This is a genomic window from Flavihumibacter cheonanensis (assembly GCF_022352215.1).
GTDB lineage: Bacteria > Bacteroidota > Bacteroidia > Chitinophagales > Chitinophagaceae > Flavihumibacter > Flavihumibacter cheonanensis.
Genome location: NZ_JAKRWF010000001.1, coordinates 1784737 through 1802973 on the forward strand (window position 1 = coordinate 1784737; position 18237 = coordinate 1802973).

Sequence of the window (18237 nt, forward strand, 5' to 3'; positions counted from 1 at the left end):
TTATATATGTTATGAATCAGAACGACTTAAAGGCTTGGCTTAAAAATTTTAGTAGCGCAATTACTATTCTATCAATTCTCTGTTCCCTGAATGCCTGTTCTACTGATTATGCCCCCAAACTGGCAGGCACCTGGGAGATTGATTCCGTATTTGATTACCATAACGGATTTACCTTTACAAATAGAGCCCCAAGCCCCAAAGAAAGACATACTTATAGTCCGGATGGCACCATGTTACGGGAGGGAATGGGGGAAAAAAAACAATACTATTACGAACTGAATAAAAATCAGCTCATTATTCGCGATTTGCCCAATGCCAGTGTTGGAAATGAAATGGAAATTATTAAACTGGACAGTAACCAACTGGTACTTAAAAAAAACAAACGCCCACTATTTGAAGGCAAAAAGGAAGTCCGTTATGAACTTCGCTATTTCAGCCGAAAGCAATAATCACTTCTCACGTCTCAACTCCATACTAACCACTGCTCCATTATTTATTCCTGCCAATACCAGCTCCGTTCTCCCTGGCCGGTTTAATTTAATCAGTGACCTTCCTTCTCTGGTTATATGAAAACCATCCCGCTTCAGCTTGAAACGCCCATCTCCTATACCATACAAGGATAACCCATTCATTGCATCTACCGGCCCGTTGATCACTTCATAACTATAATCATTTCCGGTTAATAAAAGATCCTGATTCCCATCCCTGTCCCAATCATTCACCAGGATGGCATGAACAGGAGCAAACTGTGCCTCCATTGGAAATGGAAGAAATTTCCAGGCACTTTCCCCCCCGTTTAACAATACACCTGAACGCCATTCATTCATTTGTTTGAATTCCGAAGCATTCAAATCAGCTTCGGAAAATAGGTCCTGCATCCTGGCCTTTGCATAATCGGAATAGAACGGAAATTTCTTTCGCAAAAAGGGCAATTGCATCATCAGATCATCTCTGGGATGAATGGGATATGCCTCACCGTTAGCAGTATAACTGATTACCCCATGGCGGGTACCTGTTTTGCTAAAATCATACCAGTATACACCCAGCGACTGGTAATCTGTCCTGGCATAGCGACTGTTCAAACCATGGTTACCCAATACCAGGTCCGGTTGTCCATCCCTGTTACAATCTGCCACTTGCACCGTGTTCCACCAACCTACGGTTTTAGTTAATCCTAATTTTTCCGTGGCGTTTTCAAAAATGCCCTGACGGTTCATAAATACTGTCACCGGCATCCATTCTCCAACTACCACCAGGTCCATCCAGCCATCCTTGTTCAGATCGACCCAAACAGCTCCATTCACCATACCAATTGACTCCAATCCTGGTGCTTTTTCTGCAGCTACCTGAACAAAACGTCCATTTCGGTTTTCTAATAATTGAGAAGTTCCACCTTCCGGATAATGCTGTGGCCGGATTCTTCCACCCACGAACAGATCCATATCACCATCGCGATCAAAATCTGTAGCAACTGCAACAGATCCGCTGGCCGGTATTGCTGGTAGTAAGTCTTTGGTTAGCCTAAATCCTCCCCTGCCATTGTTGAGATACAACCGATCCTGGAAATGATCCGATCCCTCAGGAAACTCATTACCACCACTTACTACGTAAAGATCCTGATCTCCATCGCCTTCAGCATCCAAAAACACAGCTCCCATATCCTCCGGCATTTTTTTCCCCTCATCAAGAACTTGGCTTTGAAAACTTCCATCCGGCTTTTGCAAGTAGATTAAGCCCGACTGATTATAGGCGCCACCTATGAAAAAATCATCCCGTTGGTCTCCATTCAGATCAGCCACAGCCATTGGCGGACCACCGGTCGAAAATTTATGTGGCATCAGTGGCTGAATATTAAAATCGGTGTAAGGAGTTTCACGGTGGATAAAATTTATACCCAACTGTTCTTTTTCCGGCTCAAAGAATCCATATTGTAAAATCTTATACGGAATATAATAAGGCTCCCGGCTATCCTTATACGAAATAACCAGTTCCCTGTTTAAAGGAGGAGATTTTAATGTTTGCTGCCGGCCATCAGGCCAATCGACTACAAGTGAATCAAGTTGACTGTTAGTACCCAAACCAATCAGTATACGATTATCAACAGAAGACTGGTACCCTCTTACCACCTGCTGCTCTGCATACCATTTTTGAGCACCTGCATAAAGACGGCAACTGGCTCCTATCCCATCCCGGTTTCCAGGTTTCCCTTCCAGCCGTATCCGTAAAAAACTATGTTTTGTTAGATCTGCAGCCATATTCCTATACACTGAAGCGGGTTTTCCTGTATTCACTACAACCAGGTCCAGGTCACCATCATTATCAAAATCACCATAGGCAGCACCAGTTGAGTAGGCATCTGTGCTGAATCCCCAATGCTTTGACTGATCTGAAAATCGATAGTCGCCTTCATTTCGAAACATGAAATTATGCAGATAGGCACCTTCCAGTTTTTGCAGTACTGCAAACTGCTCCCTGGTTAGCGGAGCTTTTGGATCCGTGCGCGACAAACCCTGCGCCTGGTAGGTAATAAAATCTCTGTTCGTAATATCCCGGGGATAGCCATTAGTGATGAAAAGATCACGGCGACCATCCAAATCAAAATCAGCCAGCAGGGGGCTCCAACTCCAGTCGGTAGCGGAAATGCCTGCCAGTTGACCGATTTCACTGAATTTCGGTACATCCCCTTCAATAAATCCGGTATTCAGATGTAATGAATTCCGCATGAATTGAGGTGCATAACCTACCTGCAATTCTGAACGATAGCGATCGTGATTGGTAAAACCCAGCATCAGCTTTTGCCGGTAATTATCCGGGGGCAACATATCCACTTCCACCAGGTCAGGGAAACCATCGTTGTTGATATCACCAACATCATTACCCATGGCAGAATAACTTGTATGCTTAAACGCTGAAGTAGCCTGGTCGGTAAATGTTCCATCCCGGTTGTTTATATATAACAAGTCGTTGGATACGTAATCATTGGAAACGAAAATATCCGGCCAGCCATCCCGGTTTAAATCCGAAACTGCAATACCAAGGCCATATCCTTCTTTTAAGATTCCGGCCTCCCGTGATACATTGCTGAATTTTCCATTTCCTTCATTCCTGTAAAGTCGGTCTGTATTGATCATCTCTCCATTTACCCGCTTGGGACGAATAATATTCGGTCCCATTTCATCCGTGTTATTGGTCAGCAGGTAGCAGTCCAGGTCATCATCCCTGTCGTAGTCAAAAAAAACAGCCTGTACCGTATGACCGGTATCTGCTAATCCATAGGCTGCTGCCTGATCTGTAAAGCGTCCATTTCCGTCGTTTACATACAACGCATTTGCCCGCTTGTCTGCTGCATGCGGACCAGCAAAACAGAGATAAATATCCGGGAAACCGTCCTGGTTGATATCAACAATGGATACGCCCGTAGCCCATTTACCACGGGTATCAATACCCGAAGATTCCGTTTTGTCTTCAAATTGAAAATTTCCTTTATTAAGATAGAGTTTGGATGCACCCATATTGGATGAAAAGAAGAGATCTGGCAGGGAGTCCTGGTTAAAGTCCGCTACCCCCACTCCAGCTCCGTTATAGAAATATTCAAAACTCAGGATGTTGAGTCGTTCATCTTCCTTTATTTCATTGGTAAAATGAATGCCTGTTTGCTGTGCCGACAGCTCCTCAAACAGAAAATTTTCCTGGGCTTCCGGCTTGCAGGACCAGCAACCAAAAAGAATAAAACACAACAAGCTAATTCGTATCATAAAAATCAGATATACACTCAAGCTACAAGTTACAATTCCTGGCCGGCTAAGAGGGAGTAATACGTATTTTGAAGACTATTATTCGCAAAAAGCGAAATACTTGACTAATAGCAAAGTTAACTTTAGCTTTACTCAAAACTGGCAGCATGGATTCGAGAAGAAAATTTTTACGCAACTCCTTTTTACTGGCTGGGTCTGCTGCATTACCAGCACCCTCCCTATTAGCAGGTGAAGGTGGCTCCTCCGCTCCCGATAAGGATATTGAACTGCAGAACGATTTCAAAAATACCTACGTAAAAAACGTATTTGTTACAGAGAATGAATTTCGTAATGCAAAGCCAAACCTGGTACCGGCCCCTTCCTTCGCACAAGCCAAGGAATTGTTGCCCCTGCCTAACTGGAAAGGCAACCAGGCTGCTATTGATATGTACTGGAAAGCTTGGGAGATTGCGTTTAAAAACATCAAGGATCCCGCTCCGAAATCCGGTTTTATCGCTTCCTATATCGACACTGCCTACAATGGCAATATTTTCATGTGGGATTCCACCTTTATCACCATGTTTGCGCGATATGGCACACGGGCCTATCCGTTTCAACAAACCTTGGATAATTTCTATGGCAAACAACATCCGGATGGATTTATTTGTCGCGAAATATGGGGACTAACCGGCAAAGATTGTTTCCATCGCTACGATCCTACCAGCACAGGCCCCAATCTGATTCCCTGGAGCGAACTGGAATATTACCGCCAGTTCGGTGACTTACAGCGGCTGCACAACATCTTCCCGGTATTGTGCGCTTATTATCAATGGCTACGGCTTAACCGTACCTGGAAAGATGGATCTTACTGGTCCAGTGGATGGGGTACCGGTATGGATAATCAGCCCCGTGTGCATAAAGAATACAACCCGATCTTTTCACACGGCCATATGACCTGGCTGGATACCTGCCTGCAACAGTTGTACATTGGAAAAATCCTGGTTGAATTTGGCTTTTATGTAGAACGCTGGCAGGAAATTGAAGACATTGAATCAGAAACCAAATTCTTGAAGAAATGGATCCGCGAAAATCTCTGGGATCCCAAAACTTCCTTTTTCTATGACCGTTATGCCGACGGTTCAATTGGTGATTTCAAATCAATCGGCGCCTACTGGGCACTTTGGGCAGATATCCTGGAACCTGATGAACTAAAAAAATTCACTGCACACTTAACAGATCCCCAAACTTTTGCCCGCAAACATCCAATTCCTTCCATGCCGGCCAATCATGAAAAATACCAGCCGGATGGACGCTACTGGCAGGGAGGTGTATGGGCACCGACTAATTACATGGTGATTGCCGGACTGCGACAAAATAACCTTCACACCCTCGCCTTTGATCTCGCCAAAAAACACCACCAGCAGGTATTACAGGTGTTCAAAGACACCGGCACGTTCTGGGAATATTATGCACCTGAAACAACTACTCCCGGGTTACTGGCAAGACCTGATTTTATCGGCTGGACCGGCCTCGTACCCATCTCTATTTTATTTGAAGGAATTTTTGGAATCCGATCCAGTATTCAAACCAATACCATCAATTGGGATGTACGACTGACAGAGGAACACGGAATTGATCGCTACCCGATTGGAAAAGAAGGCATTTTATCATTACAGGCCGCCGCAAGAACCAGCGAAAAACAGAAACCTTCCCTGACCATTCAATCAAACCTTCCACTCAAATTAAAACTCAGTTGGGCAGGTGGTTCGGACACTGTTGATATTAAACCCGGAGTGAATAAAATCTGAGAATCAGGCACAATCCATAACAGCAATAAAGTCTATATCGATAGCTGCCTGCAGATGAATCTTCTCACCACCACTGGCACGCACCCGAACCAGTGCCTTTCTGAGTTCATTCTGGATATCTTTGATCCGACGCTCAGAATGTAAAACTTCATCAATGGTGGGCTGTTTGGCTGCCAGCCTTTCCTCGTGAAAGGCAACCTTTGCCTTAACTATTGCATTTAATAATTTTTCAGCTTCCGTTACCGTAAAATGCCCATCAATTAAATGAATCTGCATGATCAATATTTGAACAAAAATCTGCCTGGCGATTCATATATTTTCATTTATATTTTAAATGGATTCTATAAATATTGTTCATACCAGTTAAATCGTTGCTCAATTATCTCTTTTTTAGTTTTCCTGACATAGTCGAGATAAGCTTTTGCTATAGGCGAAAACATCTTTCCTTTTAACCAGATCATACTCCATTTTGTAGCAATAGGTAGTCCCTTTACAGGAATAATTCGTAACACACCTGCATTCAATTCGTTTTTAATGCCGATCAACGGCATAATGGAATAGCCCAATCCCGCTATCACAGCCTGTTTGACAGCCTCATTGGAAGTGAGTTCTACTTTTTTTACTGCGGTAATCCGGTTGCGTTCAATGAATCGCTCCATAGTCATTCGGGTGCCGGAGCCTTCCTCCCTGTAAATGAGTGGTAACTCTTCAAAAATGTTTTTATCGTATGATTTTTTTTGAAACTGCGATGAAGAACTACCCACCAGGAATAATTTGTTCTGCATCAGCTCCAGTTTATCAACATTCAGGTTAGGAGGCAGGATCGATACCAGTGAAAAATCCACTTCGTTATCCTGTAAGGATTCTATCACCCTGGATTTATTGGTCACGTCCATTTGCAGCTGAACCCCCGGATGTTCCTTCATAAAACCGGATAAAAAATAAGGCATCACATATTTACCGGTTGATACAATGGAAATTTTGAGTCGACCTACCAGTTGCCCCTTGAACTCCATCGTTTTCATATTGATAGCCTGCACCTGGTTAAGTATTTCCTCGGCTGCAAGAGCGATTTCCTTGCCAAAATCCGTAATATAAATTTTTCGTCCAACGATCTCCGTAAGCGGAATATCAAACTGATTCTGGAAATTCCGGAGCTGAATCGATACCGCCGGTTGTGTAAGATGCAACTCTTCCGCCGCCTGCGTAATGCTTTTGGTTTGCGTAATCTTCAAAAAGATCTGTAGCTGATGTAGTGTATAGTTCATAAACAGTATTTATGCTCCCAATAATTAATATAAATATCGTTTAAGTATAAAACTACTGAATTTTGCGACCGAAAAAAGCAAACCACCAGCATGAATTTAACAACAAGCCTGCTCTCTCCAATGGTCCTCGCCTTTTTGCTTGGTATTATAGCAACCCGGCTGAAAAGTGACCTTAAATTTCCGGAGTCGTTACACCAGTCGCTCACCATTTACCTGATGATTGCCATCGGGATGAAAGGCGGTTATAAACTATCCACCGTAAACTTCAGTGAGATGATTGTACCCTTAGTGGCCGCTGTTTTACTGAGTTGTTGTATTCCGGTCTGGACCTATTGGATTATGCGCAAATCAGGCAAATTTGATGTGTATAATGCAGGCGCCCTGGCAGCTCATTATGGGTCGGTATCAGTAGCCACCTTTAGTGCAGCCATCGCTTTTCATGAAAGCAGCAGAATCGAATACGAAGGCTTTATGCCGGGCTTACTGGCCATTATGGAAATACCCGGTATCCTGATCGCGATTGCACTCGTGAGACTGTATGCCCCCAACCGGCAGGATACAAAACCGGCATCCATAGACCAGATAGCGCGGGAGTTACTGGCAGGTAAAAGCACACTCTTATTAATTGGGTTTCTGATCATAGGCTGGCTGGTAGGTCAAACAGGCTGGGAACAAGTGGCACCCTTGCTGGATGTACCTTTCAAAGGATTGCTGACACTGTTTTTGCTGGAAGCCGGACTTGCAGCAGGCAAACGGTTGTCAGATTTTAAAAAGGGAGGCTGGATGCTCACTTTTTTTGGAATTGTCTTCCCGGTACTGCATGCGATTGCTGGAATTGTAATTGGTCATATAGCCGGTCTCAGTGTGGGTGGTTCCACTATCCTGGGGATACTCGCGGCAAGCGCCTCCTATATTGCAGCTCCGGCGGCATGCAGGGTGGCGCTTCCGGAAGCCAATCCATCCTATTACCTCACAGCGGCTTTGGCCATCACTTTTCCCTTTAATATCATCATCGGGATACCACTTTACCGTCAACTGGCACTCTATCTTTGCGGATAAGAAAAAGAGGTTCAATTGCTGCAATCAGTGGCTTAAATAGGTACTAAATAATGCCTCCACGGCTCTCACTGCACCTTCCATGTAACCACCAAAAGCAGTAGCCGTTTCGGTGTTGCAGAAGAACAACCGATCGTTCATATAACCTTCTTGTAATAAAGGATGGCCGTTGTTTTGATGGGGCCTTTGCGCAATGGGATTACCGGAAACTAGCAGGTCATCGATCCAGATTTTATCCTGGTAGCTCAAGGCATCTACCGCTTTTTCTCCGAGCAGGAGTACAAGTTGTTGCAAAACCAGTTCTTTTCGAACAGCAGCCGCGTAATTGGCTGCTCCTCCGCTTAGAAAACCGGTAAATCCGAATTTGGTTGCTTCGAAATTAGTATGATCATACATTTCCATTACGATACCGGCATGTGAGTAAAGCATGCCTGAATACCCGGCTTCGCGCCAGAAGGGGGCTGCATATTCAATGGTGAATTTGATCGCGCCAGCCATCCAGGTTTGCACCGATGACAATACCGTTGCGAGCGACTCTGGCAAAGCAGGACTAAATTGAATGCTAACACCAGCTAATTGTGGAGGAATACAAAGGATTATTTTGTCTGCTGAATAACGATTATCAGTTCCGGTTACGATTTCTAATCCCTTTTCAGTTTCATGAATTTCCTGCACCCGCTGCTTTAGTTGAATGACAGTTGCCGGTAATTGTGAAGCCAGTTTTGTGATAAGCGCACCGGTTCCACCAGCTATCCGGTACGAAGGTGCTTCAGATTCCGGAATATAAAATTTCTGGGGAGGTTCAAAGGACTTGGTCTGAAACAGGGAAATGCCGGCAGAAAACTGCGGAAATTTTTCCAGGTTCAATTTTGCAAGCAGGGCCAGCATACGGGGATGCATATCCGAAAACCAGGTTGCCCCGAGTTCCATTGGGGTAGTTTCTACTCCCTGAATCGTTTGAATTCTACCTCCCAACCGGTCTGCAGCTTCCAGCACTACTACCTCCTTGCCGGCCTCTTGCAATAAATTCGCAAGATAGAGCCCGCTTAATCCTGCGCCTACAATAAGTATTTTTTCCATGTTTTAATTTCCAGTTACAGGTGTTGCTGACAACCGTTTTTTCGTATGTTATAGATAGCAACAAAAAAGCCGACTCATCACTGAATCGGCTTTTTCGTGCCCGGGACGGGAATCGAACCCGTACTCGCTTTTTCGTCGAACAGGATTTTAAGTCCTGCGTGTCTACCAGTTCCACCACCCGGGCAAAACATCTACCAAAAAAAAATTCCAAACGGTAGGTTTGGAATCTTTTAGAGCGGAAGACCGGGCTCGAACCGGCCACCCCAACCTTGGCAAGGTTGTGCTCTACCAAATGAGCTACTTCCGCAAAAAACTATCTGACCGGCTTCCAATTGAACCTAAAAAATAGTACCAGATAGTGTATCTAAAGAGCTGTTTTTCAATTGGGATGGCAAAGATAAGAACTCCCATCTTTCTGCCAAATTTTTCTCGAAAATTATTTGTACTTCGGTGTGTACATAGTGCTTTCCGGCACAGAAACTTTACCCTTACCCTTGTAACGGTTCGCATACAAGCCAAAACATCCTCCTAAAACAAATGCCAGGATGCAAAACACCTGCAGATAAAACAGGAAACTGGAAGAATTCACCCAATTGTGTTTAAAGTCTTTCTCCAGCGGATTTTCTATTTCATGTGCCTGATTATGAGCCATATTTTTTATTTAAATGCTGTGCAAAAATAACGGTTCAGGCCAAAAAATCATTTTTTAGGTCGCACTATTTCTGAAAAATATCGACGTCCCCTTACAAAATGATCCCACACCACACATCCCCTGTACCATCCCCGCACTTTCCCTTTTTTACTGATTGGAAAAACCGAGCGGCGATGCCGGAATACAATCCATCCCATAAATCCCAAATGCGCTTCCAGGATCGCCTTGAAATAGATACCCTGGCCTTCCAGCAAACTTTTCCAGGCCGAAATGGCATCCAACAGAAACCGGATAGGGATTTTCCACAAGACCTGGTACCAGGGCAGGTTCTTCGCCAGCATGATCAGGTTATTACGGAAATTTAAAAATACTTTCCACTCATTGCCTTTGGGAAGGGTACCGCCACCTACGTGAAATACCACGCTGGCCGGACAAACCATCACTTTATAGCCAGCCAGTTGAAGCCTCCAGCAAAAATCAATTTCCTCCTGGTGTGCAAAAAAGAATTCATCTAAGCCGCCTAACCGATGATATAAATCGGCCCGCACCAAAAGAGCAGCCCCACTTGCCCAGAAAACTTCCGCTGTATCATCATATTGGCCAAGGTCCTGTTCGCAAAAATCAAAAATACGTCCGCGTGCAAAGGGGTAACCCAATGAATCCAGCCATCCCCCCGCGGCTCCCGCATATTCAAAAGAGGTTTTATCGTGATACATCTTAATCTTCGGCTGACAGGCACCAATACGTTCATTCGACTCAAGGAGTTTCAGCATCGGCTCCAGCCATCCCGCCGTGACTTCCACATCACTGTTCAGGAGAACGTAATAGTTCGCCTGCACCTGCTTCAGCGCCTCGTTATATCCTTTTGCAAAACCGAAATTCTTTTCCAATTGAATAATCCGTACATCCGGATGGTGATTCCGCAACCAGTTCACCGAATCATCTGTGGAAGCATTATCAGCCACCACGAGTTCCATACCCGCACAGGCATGTGCCTTCACCGAGGGCAGAAAATTAGACAGGTGCTGTTGCCCGTTCCAATTTAAAATCACAACAGAAACCAGTGGTTGCAAGGGGAGCATCTTTGATTAGGGGGCAAAAATACAGGTATAAAACTATTCAGCTTATTTAGTTAGCTTACAAGTATGCAAAGAAGAAATTTCCTACGCGATCTGTCCTGCTCGGCCCTCCTGCTGTTGGCCAATGGCGGGATCAAACCCCTTCAGGCAGCTGGGCTCCTTTCAGCACAGGCACCCGACCGATTCCGATTTGCCATTACTTCGGATGGGCACTATGGACAACCGAAAACTTCCTATGATGATTTTTACAGGGAAATCTGCAATGCGATTAATGCTTTTCATCAGCGATCTCCCTTACAGTTTACAGTGGCCAATGGGGATCTTATTCATGATAATCCCGCCTTTTTGGAAGCGGCGGCCAAAGCATTGAAACCCATCGCTACCCCCCTTTATGTTACCAAAGGCAATCATGACATGGTCAGTGATGCACGCTGGAAAGAAGTTTGGAAACAGGATGTCAACCAGGCCGTAGAACTCGGAGATAACATCCTGCTACTCGGTACCACTTCCGATGAAAAAGGCACTTATCTTTCACCCAATACCGACTGGTTTGCGGAACAATTTAAAAAATACAGTGGCGCTAAAAACATTTTCCTTTTCTTTCATATCACACCCATCAAATGGACTCAACATGCAGTGGATGCAACCGCCTTTCAACAACTGCTGAAAGAACAAAAAAATGTCCGCGCTGCTTTTAACGGACACGACCATCAGGAAGATGGAGTTAAAATGTTTGGATCGATTCCTTTTTTATTTGACGGACATTTTGGGGGCAGCTGGGGCGTGAACTATCGCGGCTTTCGGGTGGTGGAAATACTGCCTGACAACAGTCTGCTTACCTATATGATGAGCCCGGTTGAAAAGATGGCTGAACTTTCCATTTACAATTCGCTTTAATTCATGGTATCCATTCTTACAAACTGGCGCAGCTGGCTGGCACTGCTCGCACTCTCCATTGTAATCGGTACGATTTTTTATTCGCGATACCTGGCAAAAAAAATTGCCCAGGAAGAACGTGATAAAGTAGAACTCTGGGTGAATGCCAGCAAGGCAATTTTTGACAACCCGGACATGCCCCTTACGCTGCCCAATATGATCCGCAATGAACAGACGAATATTCCGATTATCGAAACCAATGAAAAAGACAGCATTGTCAATTATATCAATCTCGACAGCACCGAAGCAGCACTTGACCCAAGTTATCTTTCAGATAAACTGAGGGAATTCAAACGCAATAATGAACCCTTTATCCTGGTACTGAGCCAGGAGCCTTATATCGCGAACAAATATTATTATGGCAATACCCGCTTATTAAAGGAAGTAAAATATTACCCCATCATTCAATTGGTAATTGTGGGTTTGCTGATCACTTTATTACTACTGTTGCTGACGACTCAACACCGATCCAGCCAGAACCAGCTCTGGGCAGGTATGGCAAAGGAAACGGCGCACCAGTTGGGAACCCCCTTATCTTCCTTACAGGGCTGGGTTGAAATGTTGAAGGAATCCGGCGGACAGGAAGCAATCACGCGTGAGCTGGAAAAAGATGTAAACCGATTGAAACTCGTGAGTGATCGCTTCAGCAAAATTGGTAGCATCCCCAACCTGGAACCTACAGATATTGTAGTACAGGTTGATGCAATGCTGGATTATATCAAACGCCGCGCATCCGGAAAGATCAGGTTTGAGTTTATGGCGCCGCCAACCGGTAGCCTGATCATTCCCCTTTCCGCTACCTTGTTCGATTGGGTCATAGAAAACCTCCTGAAGAACGCGCTGGATGCCATGGAAGGCCAGGGACAAATCACGGTACATATCCAGGATAACGAACGTGAGGTGCTGATTGATGTAACCGATACAGGCAAAGGCATACCGGCCTCACATATCAGCCGGGTATTTGACCCAGGATTTACTACTAAAAAAAGGGGCTGGGGATTGGGACTTTCGCTTTCCAAACGGATCATTGAACAGTTTCACCGGGGAGAACTGAGTGTGAAGCAATCTGAGCCAGGCAAGGGCACCACTTTCCGGATACTGTTGCCGAAACTGACGGGTCTTTCCAAATAAATTCAGTTGAATACTTGGCAGCAATTCACTGAAATCCTTACATTTGCCACCGCTTTAAAGCGAGCCCAGGTGTTGAAACTGGTAGACAAGCCACCTTGAGGTGGTGGTGCTGGAAACGGCGTGCTGGTTCGAATCCAGTCCTGGGCACGGAATAAAAAGGGAAACCCCTGATAGCAGTAGCTTTCAGGGTTTTTTTATTTTCCAGGGGACAATTTAGGTTTACCTCCCTCCTTCAACCCCTTCTCCTTCATTTTTTTTAGTCCATAATTCCGGATAGCTTCAATCACCGGTATAACGTCCTTGCCTTTTTTGGTGATGGAGTACTCCACCCGGGGAGGTACTTCCGCATATACTTTTCTTGTTATTAATTCATGCTTTTCCAGTTCTTTCAACTGGCTCGATAACATTTTATCGGTGATATGCGGCAGCGCTTTACGAATTTCTCCATACCGCATGGTACGCTGGTTCAGGCGCCATAAGATGGGCATTTTCCAGGTACCACCAATAAAATGCATGGCAAATTCAACTGGATTATAATATACTTTGTGTTCGTAAATAAAGTCAGGCATAATCATTACTATCCAAATAGATAGTGACTATCAAATTAGATATAATATTCCAAATCATCAGTAAAAAAACCAACTTTAAGAATCACAATTCAAGTGAGCGATTTACTAAATACGAAAAGCAGCAACATGAAAATTGCAATCATCGGAACCGGAAATGTAGGAGGTGCGCTGGCAACCAAATGGGCCCATGCCGGACATGAAATTTTTCTTGGAGTTCAGGATCTGAATCAATTCAAAGGTCAGGACTTACTGAATAATCCAAATACCAGAGCGATGTCTGTTCAGGAAGCAGTTACCGCTGCGGAATGCATTCTACTTGCGACTCCGGCACCAGCAGCCATAGATATTGCCAAAAGCCTGGGCGATACCAGCGGAAAAATCATAATTGATGCGATGAACATCATTATGAAAAAAGGTCCAGCCGGTTTTACCACCACAGCCGATGCAATTTTGGCCCATACATCCACTCGCGATATCGTAAAATGTTTCAACACTACAGGTTACAACAATATGGTCAATTCAATGTATGGTGATACAGCACTGGACCTCTTTGTTGCCGGAGATAGTACCAAAGGCAAGGATGCTGCCAAACAGTTGGCAAAAGATGCTGGCTTTGCCAATTGTTATGATATTGGTGGAAACGACAAATTTGAATTGATGGAACAATTCGCCTGGTTCTGGATCAACCTGGCCATGTTCCAGGGACAGGGAAGGGAAATTGGTTTTAAATTATTGAAGCGATGAATGTTTACTAAAAAAACTCATCCAGCAATGTGTAAAAAAGAAGTTTGTTTTCGTCCAGGTATGTTAACCCATAATTGTGTAAAAAAAGAGGAATCAGGTTATCAAGGCTTTCATGTTTCAGACTTCTTATCGCAAGCGCCAAATCCTGGTAACGATCCGCGACCCCACCCCAGTCCATATCAATGAAAGCGGAAACTACTCCATCATCTAGAATCAAATTATCCGGACAATAATCGCCATGAGTAAAAACCAGGTCTGCTTCTGTTGGCTTGTATTTGCTTAACTCATCCCACAATTGCTCCGTAGTATAATTCGAAAACTCCTCCTCAAAATCGGTTGAATCCACCCAGCCATTCTCTATCCGAATCCGGACTTCATTCAATCTGGCATCAAGTGAATAAACAGGTGCATGTGAATCCAGGGGAACTTCGTGTAGTAATCTAAGTGCCTGTGCATAAATCCTAACCCTTTGTTCAGCTACAGGAAGTTCAGCCAGTGTAGTACCATCTATCCATTCGATACAAAGCCATTCAATCGTGTCATCCTCCTTGAAAAAATGGACAGCAGGTACTGGAACCTTACCAGCCAACCATTCATACACCCAAAAATCATGCTTAAGCGATTTACTTTCATCAGTTTTGACTGCCCCCTTAAGCACACACAACTGTTCCTGCTCATCTTTTACCAGAAATATACTGGCAGTACTACCACCTTCCAATTGCTTTACCAGTTTCATTCCGGCAGGAAATCTGTTTGAATTCATACCATCAATATAAATAGAACACTATACAAAAATAAAATCTGTCAGTGGAGAGATCAGCATTCATTACAACCAATTAGTTCCACACATAAAAAAAAGACTTCAAAACTGTTTAAGGAAAATCAAAATAAAGGATGGTAAATATAATATTTTAAAAACCTTCAAACTATTTGAAACTACAATATGTTCAATAAAGGTAGTTCAATAGTTCAACAGCTTTTCCGGATTAGCCCGTTACTACTTCCAACAAATTTTAAATTAATAAAAAATGAATCCATTACTTCTGGAGATCATGCCGATCGCCAACAACAATTATGTTGCCTTTACTTTCTTTATTGGTTGCATGGCTATGCTTGGGGCATCTGTTTTTTTCTTTTTTGAAATGTGGAACGTTGATAAGAAATGGAGAACATCCATTCTTATATCCGGATTGATCACGTTTATTGCTGCCGTACATTATTATTACATGCGGGATTACAATCTCGCAACAGGTCAATCTCCCACATTTTTCCGCTATGTAGACTGGCTACTAACAGTACCGCTCATGTGCGTTGAATTCTATCTCATTACCAAAAAATCAGGAGCAACCACCAGCCTGTTAACCAAGCTTATTACAGCATCTGTATTCATGCTGGTTACCGGATATATAGGCGAAGCCATTTATCCAACTGAAACACAAAGCTGGATCTGGGGTTTTATCAGCAGCCTTGGTTACTTCTATATAGTGTACCTGATCTGGTTTGGAGATGTTGCAAAATTAGCTAACAATACAAGTCCGGCTGTTGCAGCCGCCAATCGCACCCTGGCCTGGTTTGTATTGGTTGGATGGGCCATTTATCCGATTGGTTATATCGCTGGCACTGAAGGTGGATTATTTGGAATGAAAGTGCTGGAAGGCGTTTCCCTGGATGTCGTTTATAATATTGGTGATGCTATCAATAAAATTGGTTTTGGATTAACCATTTATGCATTGGCGCAACGTGAAATGGCAATGACCAGCAAAACAGCTTGACTCGTTTTTTAGTTTTACAGGTAAATTAACCTGGTGGGGTACGGTTTTACCAACTGTACCTCGCCGGGTTTACTTCTACTACTACATGAAAAATAGTTTTATTGCATTAGGACTTCTGTTATGTATGCTGCATCATTGGTGGACACCCATTCCATTCCAGGTGCAGGCAGGGATTCTTATAGTCGGATTTGTGTTTTTAGGTATTCCTCACGGAGCTGCAGATATTCTGGTAGCGAAATATCAATCATCTGCTACACGAACCTACTTTTCTCTAAGAAATTTCCTGTTTCAATACCTGCTCCAAATTCTTTTATTTGGATTATGTCTATGGATTTTTCCTATGCCGGCTTTACTTCTCTTTCTTTGTATATCAGCCTATCATTTTGGTGAAACGGATCTTAAAAAAATACCTGCGGATAACTGGATTGGAAAATTATTTATCAGCAGTTACGGATTATTGATTTTATTTTTTCTCCTGCTTACTCATATTGATGAAGTAGTCCCAATTCTTTCTCTCATAGATGATACTGCCGTTTTGAATGGTTTGACTCCTGTTATTGAGGAATATCAACAATTATTATTAGGAATACTTTTTATTGTTTTTCTGGTAATCAGTTTTATATTTTTTTCCCAACAAGTAAAAAAACAGCAATTTGATTCAGGAAACTTTTTATTGCGACTCGCTTTGCTTTTACTAATCTTACACCAACTTCCGCTCTTACTCGGATTCAGTTTTTATTTCATTATCTGGCATTCCAGTCTTTCACTGGAATCCATTATAAGTGGACTCAAAAATGCCGGATCCTATTATCCTAAAAAATTGATTAAACATTTATTGATTTGTAGTGGAATTGCACTTGCAGGCACATCCTTCTTTGTTTTATACTTTGGTGATATTAAAAACAATTACCAGGTTTTATGGTATTGCTTTGCCACCTTGGCACTACTTACCGCACCTCATATGCTGGTAATGCATCGACTGTACAAATGGATGAGATCGAATTAAATATCCCTAAGGTTTGGCATAAGGAAGTCGAATAAGCCGCTTAGTAGTATGATAACTATCAAGTCCGCTGCAGGTAATTGTGCCGGCTGATTCAAGGTCAATAAAACCATCCGGCCCCAACAACGAGTCTGGAACCATCACGTGCGTAATCTTTCCTATGATAAAATGTGTCTGGTTAAATTCAATTGGGATCCGCTGTACCAGTTCGCAGGCAAATTGAATAATACTTTCTTTTACGAAAGGGGCGGCAATTTCCTCCACATAATCAGGTGTTAACCCAACTGCTTCGAATTCACTAACGCCTTCCGGGTATTTGGCACTGGTTTGATGCGCTTTCTCAATAAATCCGGCCTGCACATGATTAATCGTGTATACACCGGTTCGCAGGATGTTTCCTAATGTATTCTGGCCTTCTTTATTCGGGCGTACAACCAATCCGCATAAAGCGGGATCTGCACCTATATGTACCAGACTGCTGAATAAGGATAAATTTTCCTTCCCTTCCCCGCTTTTTGTACCTACCAGTACCAGGCTTTTGAACCCGCCAATAGAATTTATGAGATTGGCTCGGTACCTCCTTTCCAAACCGGATAGCTCCTCCTTTGTGAATACCATTTCGATCTGATTTTGGAAAAGATAACAGTTTAGTACTGAAATGGTTAACGACCTAACCATTTGTGATGCATGTCACCATAAAACTGCAATACTCCTGATACCTTGCAAGGATTAATCAATAAAACATGGCGAAGGAATTCTGGGATCAGCGTTATGCAGCAAACGAAACTGTTTACGGTACGGAACCCAATGCCTTTTTCAAGCAGTTTATAGACAATCATAAACCTGGCACAGTACTCCTGCCGGCCGAAGGGGAAGGCAGAAATGCCCTCTATGCCGCTAAAAAAGGCTGGACTGTACATGCATTCGATTACAGTGAGGTGGCGCGGGAAAAAGCAATAAAAGCAGCAGAGGAAGCGGGATTAAAAATTATCTACTGGAATCAATCCATTGAAGATTTTCGCGCCAATCAGCAATATGATCTGGTTGCCATCATCTTTGTGCATCTGCCTGCCGCCCTGCGCAAACAATACCACCAGGAACTTATCAAATCCATTCGTCCGGGCGGATACCTCTTATTGGAAGCTTTTGCAAAAGAGCAGATAGAATACAATTCTGGCGGACCGAAAGACCCGGCCCTTTTATACGATGCCCCTACCCTTTGCAATGACTTTGCCTTTCTCCATGTACTAAGCTGCCAGCAGAAGGACCTGAACCTCAACGAAGGCCCATTTCATTCAGGAGAAGCTGCTGTATTGCGCTTAACTGTTCAAAAAATTTAAACCAAAAAAGTTCGCTGACAAAGGGCCATTTACGACTACACACTCATGAGAAAGTCCCGGCTGCT

Annotated in this window: 18 protein-coding genes and 3 tRNA genes; 10 read left to right on the forward strand and 11 right to left on the reverse strand. The window is 43.5% G+C overall.

Annotated elements, in window-relative coordinates:
• The first annotated feature begins 11 nt into the window (after positions 1 to 11).
• The gene (locus tag MD536_RS07865; RefSeq protein WP_239597475.1) at positions 12 to 449 is read left to right on the forward strand and encodes a hypothetical protein; all 438 of its coding nucleotides are present in this window, start codon (positions 12 to 14) and stop codon (positions 447 to 449) included.
• Here MD536_RS07865 and MD536_RS07870 read toward each other — a convergent pair whose 3' ends face one another.
• Positions 450 to 3755 carry a VCBS repeat-containing protein gene (locus MD536_RS07870; RefSeq protein WP_239597477.1) on the reverse strand — a complete coding sequence of 1102 codons (3306 nt, stop codon included), beginning with the start codon at positions 3753 to 3755 and terminating at the stop codon, positions 450 to 452.
• A 146-nt stretch (positions 3756 to 3901) separates the two neighbouring features.
• Here MD536_RS07870 and MD536_RS07875 point away from each other — a divergent pair, with 146 nt between their 5' ends.
• Complete coding sequence (locus tag MD536_RS07875; protein ID WP_239597480.1) at positions 3902 to 5542, forward strand: MGH1-like glycoside hydrolase domain-containing protein; 1641 nt, start codon at positions 3902 to 3904, stop codon at positions 5540 to 5542.
• A gap of 3 nt (positions 5543 to 5545) precedes the next feature.
• Here the strand turns inward: MD536_RS07875 and MD536_RS07880 are convergent, their stop codons facing one another.
• The gene (locus MD536_RS07880) at positions 5546 to 5818 is read right to left on the reverse strand and encodes a hypothetical protein (RefSeq protein WP_239597483.1); all 273 of its coding nucleotides are present in this window, start codon (positions 5816 to 5818) and stop codon (positions 5546 to 5548) included.
• Positions 5819 to 5883: 65 nt separating this feature from the next.
• Positions 5884 to 6810 (reverse strand): LysR family transcriptional regulator, encoded by a 927-nt coding sequence (locus MD536_RS07885; RefSeq protein WP_239597486.1) that lies wholly within the window; start codon positions 6808 to 6810, stop codon positions 5884 to 5886.
• A 90-nt stretch (positions 6811 to 6900) separates the two neighbouring features.
• On the opposite strand from MD536_RS07885, the gene MD536_RS07890 reads away from it, so the two are divergent.
• Positions 6901 to 7869: a sodium-dependent bicarbonate transport family permease gene (locus MD536_RS07890; RefSeq protein ID WP_239597488.1), complete on the forward strand. Its 969-nt coding sequence runs from the start codon at positions 6901 to 6903 to the stop codon at positions 7867 to 7869.
• A 24-nt stretch (positions 7870 to 7893) separates the two neighbouring features.
• Here the strand turns inward: MD536_RS07890 and MD536_RS07895 are convergent, their stop codons facing one another.
• From MD536_RS07895 to MD536_RS07915, 5 genes are all read right to left on the reverse strand, one after another.
• Entirely contained in the window at positions 7894 to 8946 is a 1053-nt protein-coding gene (locus tag MD536_RS07895) for a flavin monoamine oxidase family protein (RefSeq protein ID WP_239597491.1), read from the reverse strand.
• Between the two features lie 97 nt (positions 8947 to 9043).
• Positions 9044 to 9130, reverse strand: a tRNA-Leu gene (locus tag MD536_RS07900).
• A 50-nt stretch (positions 9131 to 9180) separates the two neighbouring features.
• Positions 9181 to 9253 (reverse strand) — tRNA-Gly (locus tag MD536_RS07905).
• Between the two features lie 129 nt (positions 9254 to 9382).
• Entirely contained in the window at positions 9383 to 9598 is a 216-nt protein-coding gene (locus tag MD536_RS07910) for a hypothetical protein (protein ID WP_234864286.1), read from the reverse strand.
• Positions 9599 to 9645: 47 nt separating this feature from the next.
• Positions 9646 to 10671, reverse strand: coding sequence for a glycosyltransferase family 2 protein (locus tag MD536_RS07915; RefSeq protein ID WP_438839266.1), 1026 nt, complete (start codon positions 10669 to 10671; stop codon positions 9646 to 9648).
• A 72-nt stretch (positions 10672 to 10743) separates the two neighbouring features.
• Here MD536_RS07915 and MD536_RS07920 point away from each other — a divergent pair, with 72 nt between their 5' ends.
• The 3 genes from MD536_RS07920 (at position 10744) to MD536_RS07930 (ending at position 12891) form a co-directional block, all read left to right on the forward strand.
• Positions 10744 to 11574, forward strand: coding sequence for a metallophosphoesterase family protein (locus MD536_RS07920; RefSeq protein ID WP_239597496.1), 831 nt, complete (start codon positions 10744 to 10746; stop codon positions 11572 to 11574).
• A gap of 3 nt (positions 11575 to 11577) precedes the next feature.
• Positions 11578 to 12744 (forward strand): sensor histidine kinase, encoded by a 1167-nt coding sequence (locus tag MD536_RS07925; protein WP_239597498.1) that lies wholly within the window; start codon positions 11578 to 11580, stop codon positions 12742 to 12744.
• Positions 12745 to 12807: 63 nt separating this feature from the next.
• Positions 12808 to 12891, forward strand: a tRNA-Leu gene (locus MD536_RS07930).
• Positions 12892 to 12938: 47 nt separating this feature from the next.
• On the opposite strand, the gene MD536_RS07935 is transcribed toward MD536_RS07930, so the two are convergent.
• Positions 12939 to 13313 (reverse strand): winged helix-turn-helix transcriptional regulator, encoded by a 375-nt coding sequence (locus MD536_RS07935; protein WP_239597502.1) that lies wholly within the window; start codon positions 13311 to 13313, stop codon positions 12939 to 12941.
• 93 nt (positions 13314 to 13406) lie between these two features.
• Here MD536_RS07935 and MD536_RS07940 point away from each other — a divergent pair, with 93 nt between their 5' ends.
• On the forward strand, positions 13407 to 14057 hold the full coding sequence (locus tag MD536_RS07940; RefSeq protein WP_317208110.1) for an NADPH-dependent F420 reductase: 651 nt from the start codon (positions 13407 to 13409) through the stop codon (positions 14055 to 14057).
• Positions 14058 to 14064: 7 nt separating this feature from the next.
• Here the strand turns inward: MD536_RS07940 and MD536_RS07945 are convergent, their stop codons facing one another.
• Positions 14065 to 14820, reverse strand: coding sequence for an APH(3') family aminoglycoside O-phosphotransferase (locus MD536_RS07945; protein WP_239597506.1), 756 nt, complete (start codon positions 14818 to 14820; stop codon positions 14065 to 14067).
• 265 nt (positions 14821 to 15085) lie between these two features.
• Here MD536_RS07945 and MD536_RS07950 point away from each other — a divergent pair, with 265 nt between their 5' ends.
• Positions 15086 to 15829, forward strand: coding sequence for a bacteriorhodopsin-like (locus MD536_RS07950; RefSeq protein WP_239597509.1), 744 nt, complete (start codon positions 15086 to 15088; stop codon positions 15827 to 15829).
• Between the two features lie 85 nt (positions 15830 to 15914).
• Positions 15915 to 16835 (forward strand): Brp/Blh family beta-carotene 15,15'-dioxygenase, encoded by a 921-nt coding sequence (locus MD536_RS07955; protein WP_239597513.1) that lies wholly within the window; start codon positions 15915 to 15917, stop codon positions 16833 to 16835.
• Between the two features lie 6 nt (positions 16836 to 16841).
• On the opposite strand, the gene MD536_RS07960 is transcribed toward MD536_RS07955, so the two are convergent.
• A complete protein-coding gene (locus MD536_RS07960) occupies positions 16842 to 17450 on the reverse strand; it encodes a flavin reductase family protein (protein ID WP_239597516.1) in 609 nt (202 codons plus the stop codon).
• A 125-nt stretch (positions 17451 to 17575) separates the two neighbouring features.
• Between MD536_RS07960 and MD536_RS07965 the strand changes: the two genes are divergently transcribed.
• On the forward strand, positions 17576 to 18172 hold the full coding sequence (locus tag MD536_RS07965; RefSeq protein ID WP_239597519.1) for a class I SAM-dependent methyltransferase: 597 nt from the start codon (positions 17576 to 17578) through the stop codon (positions 18170 to 18172).
• Positions 18173 to 18237 lie beyond the last annotated feature (65 nt).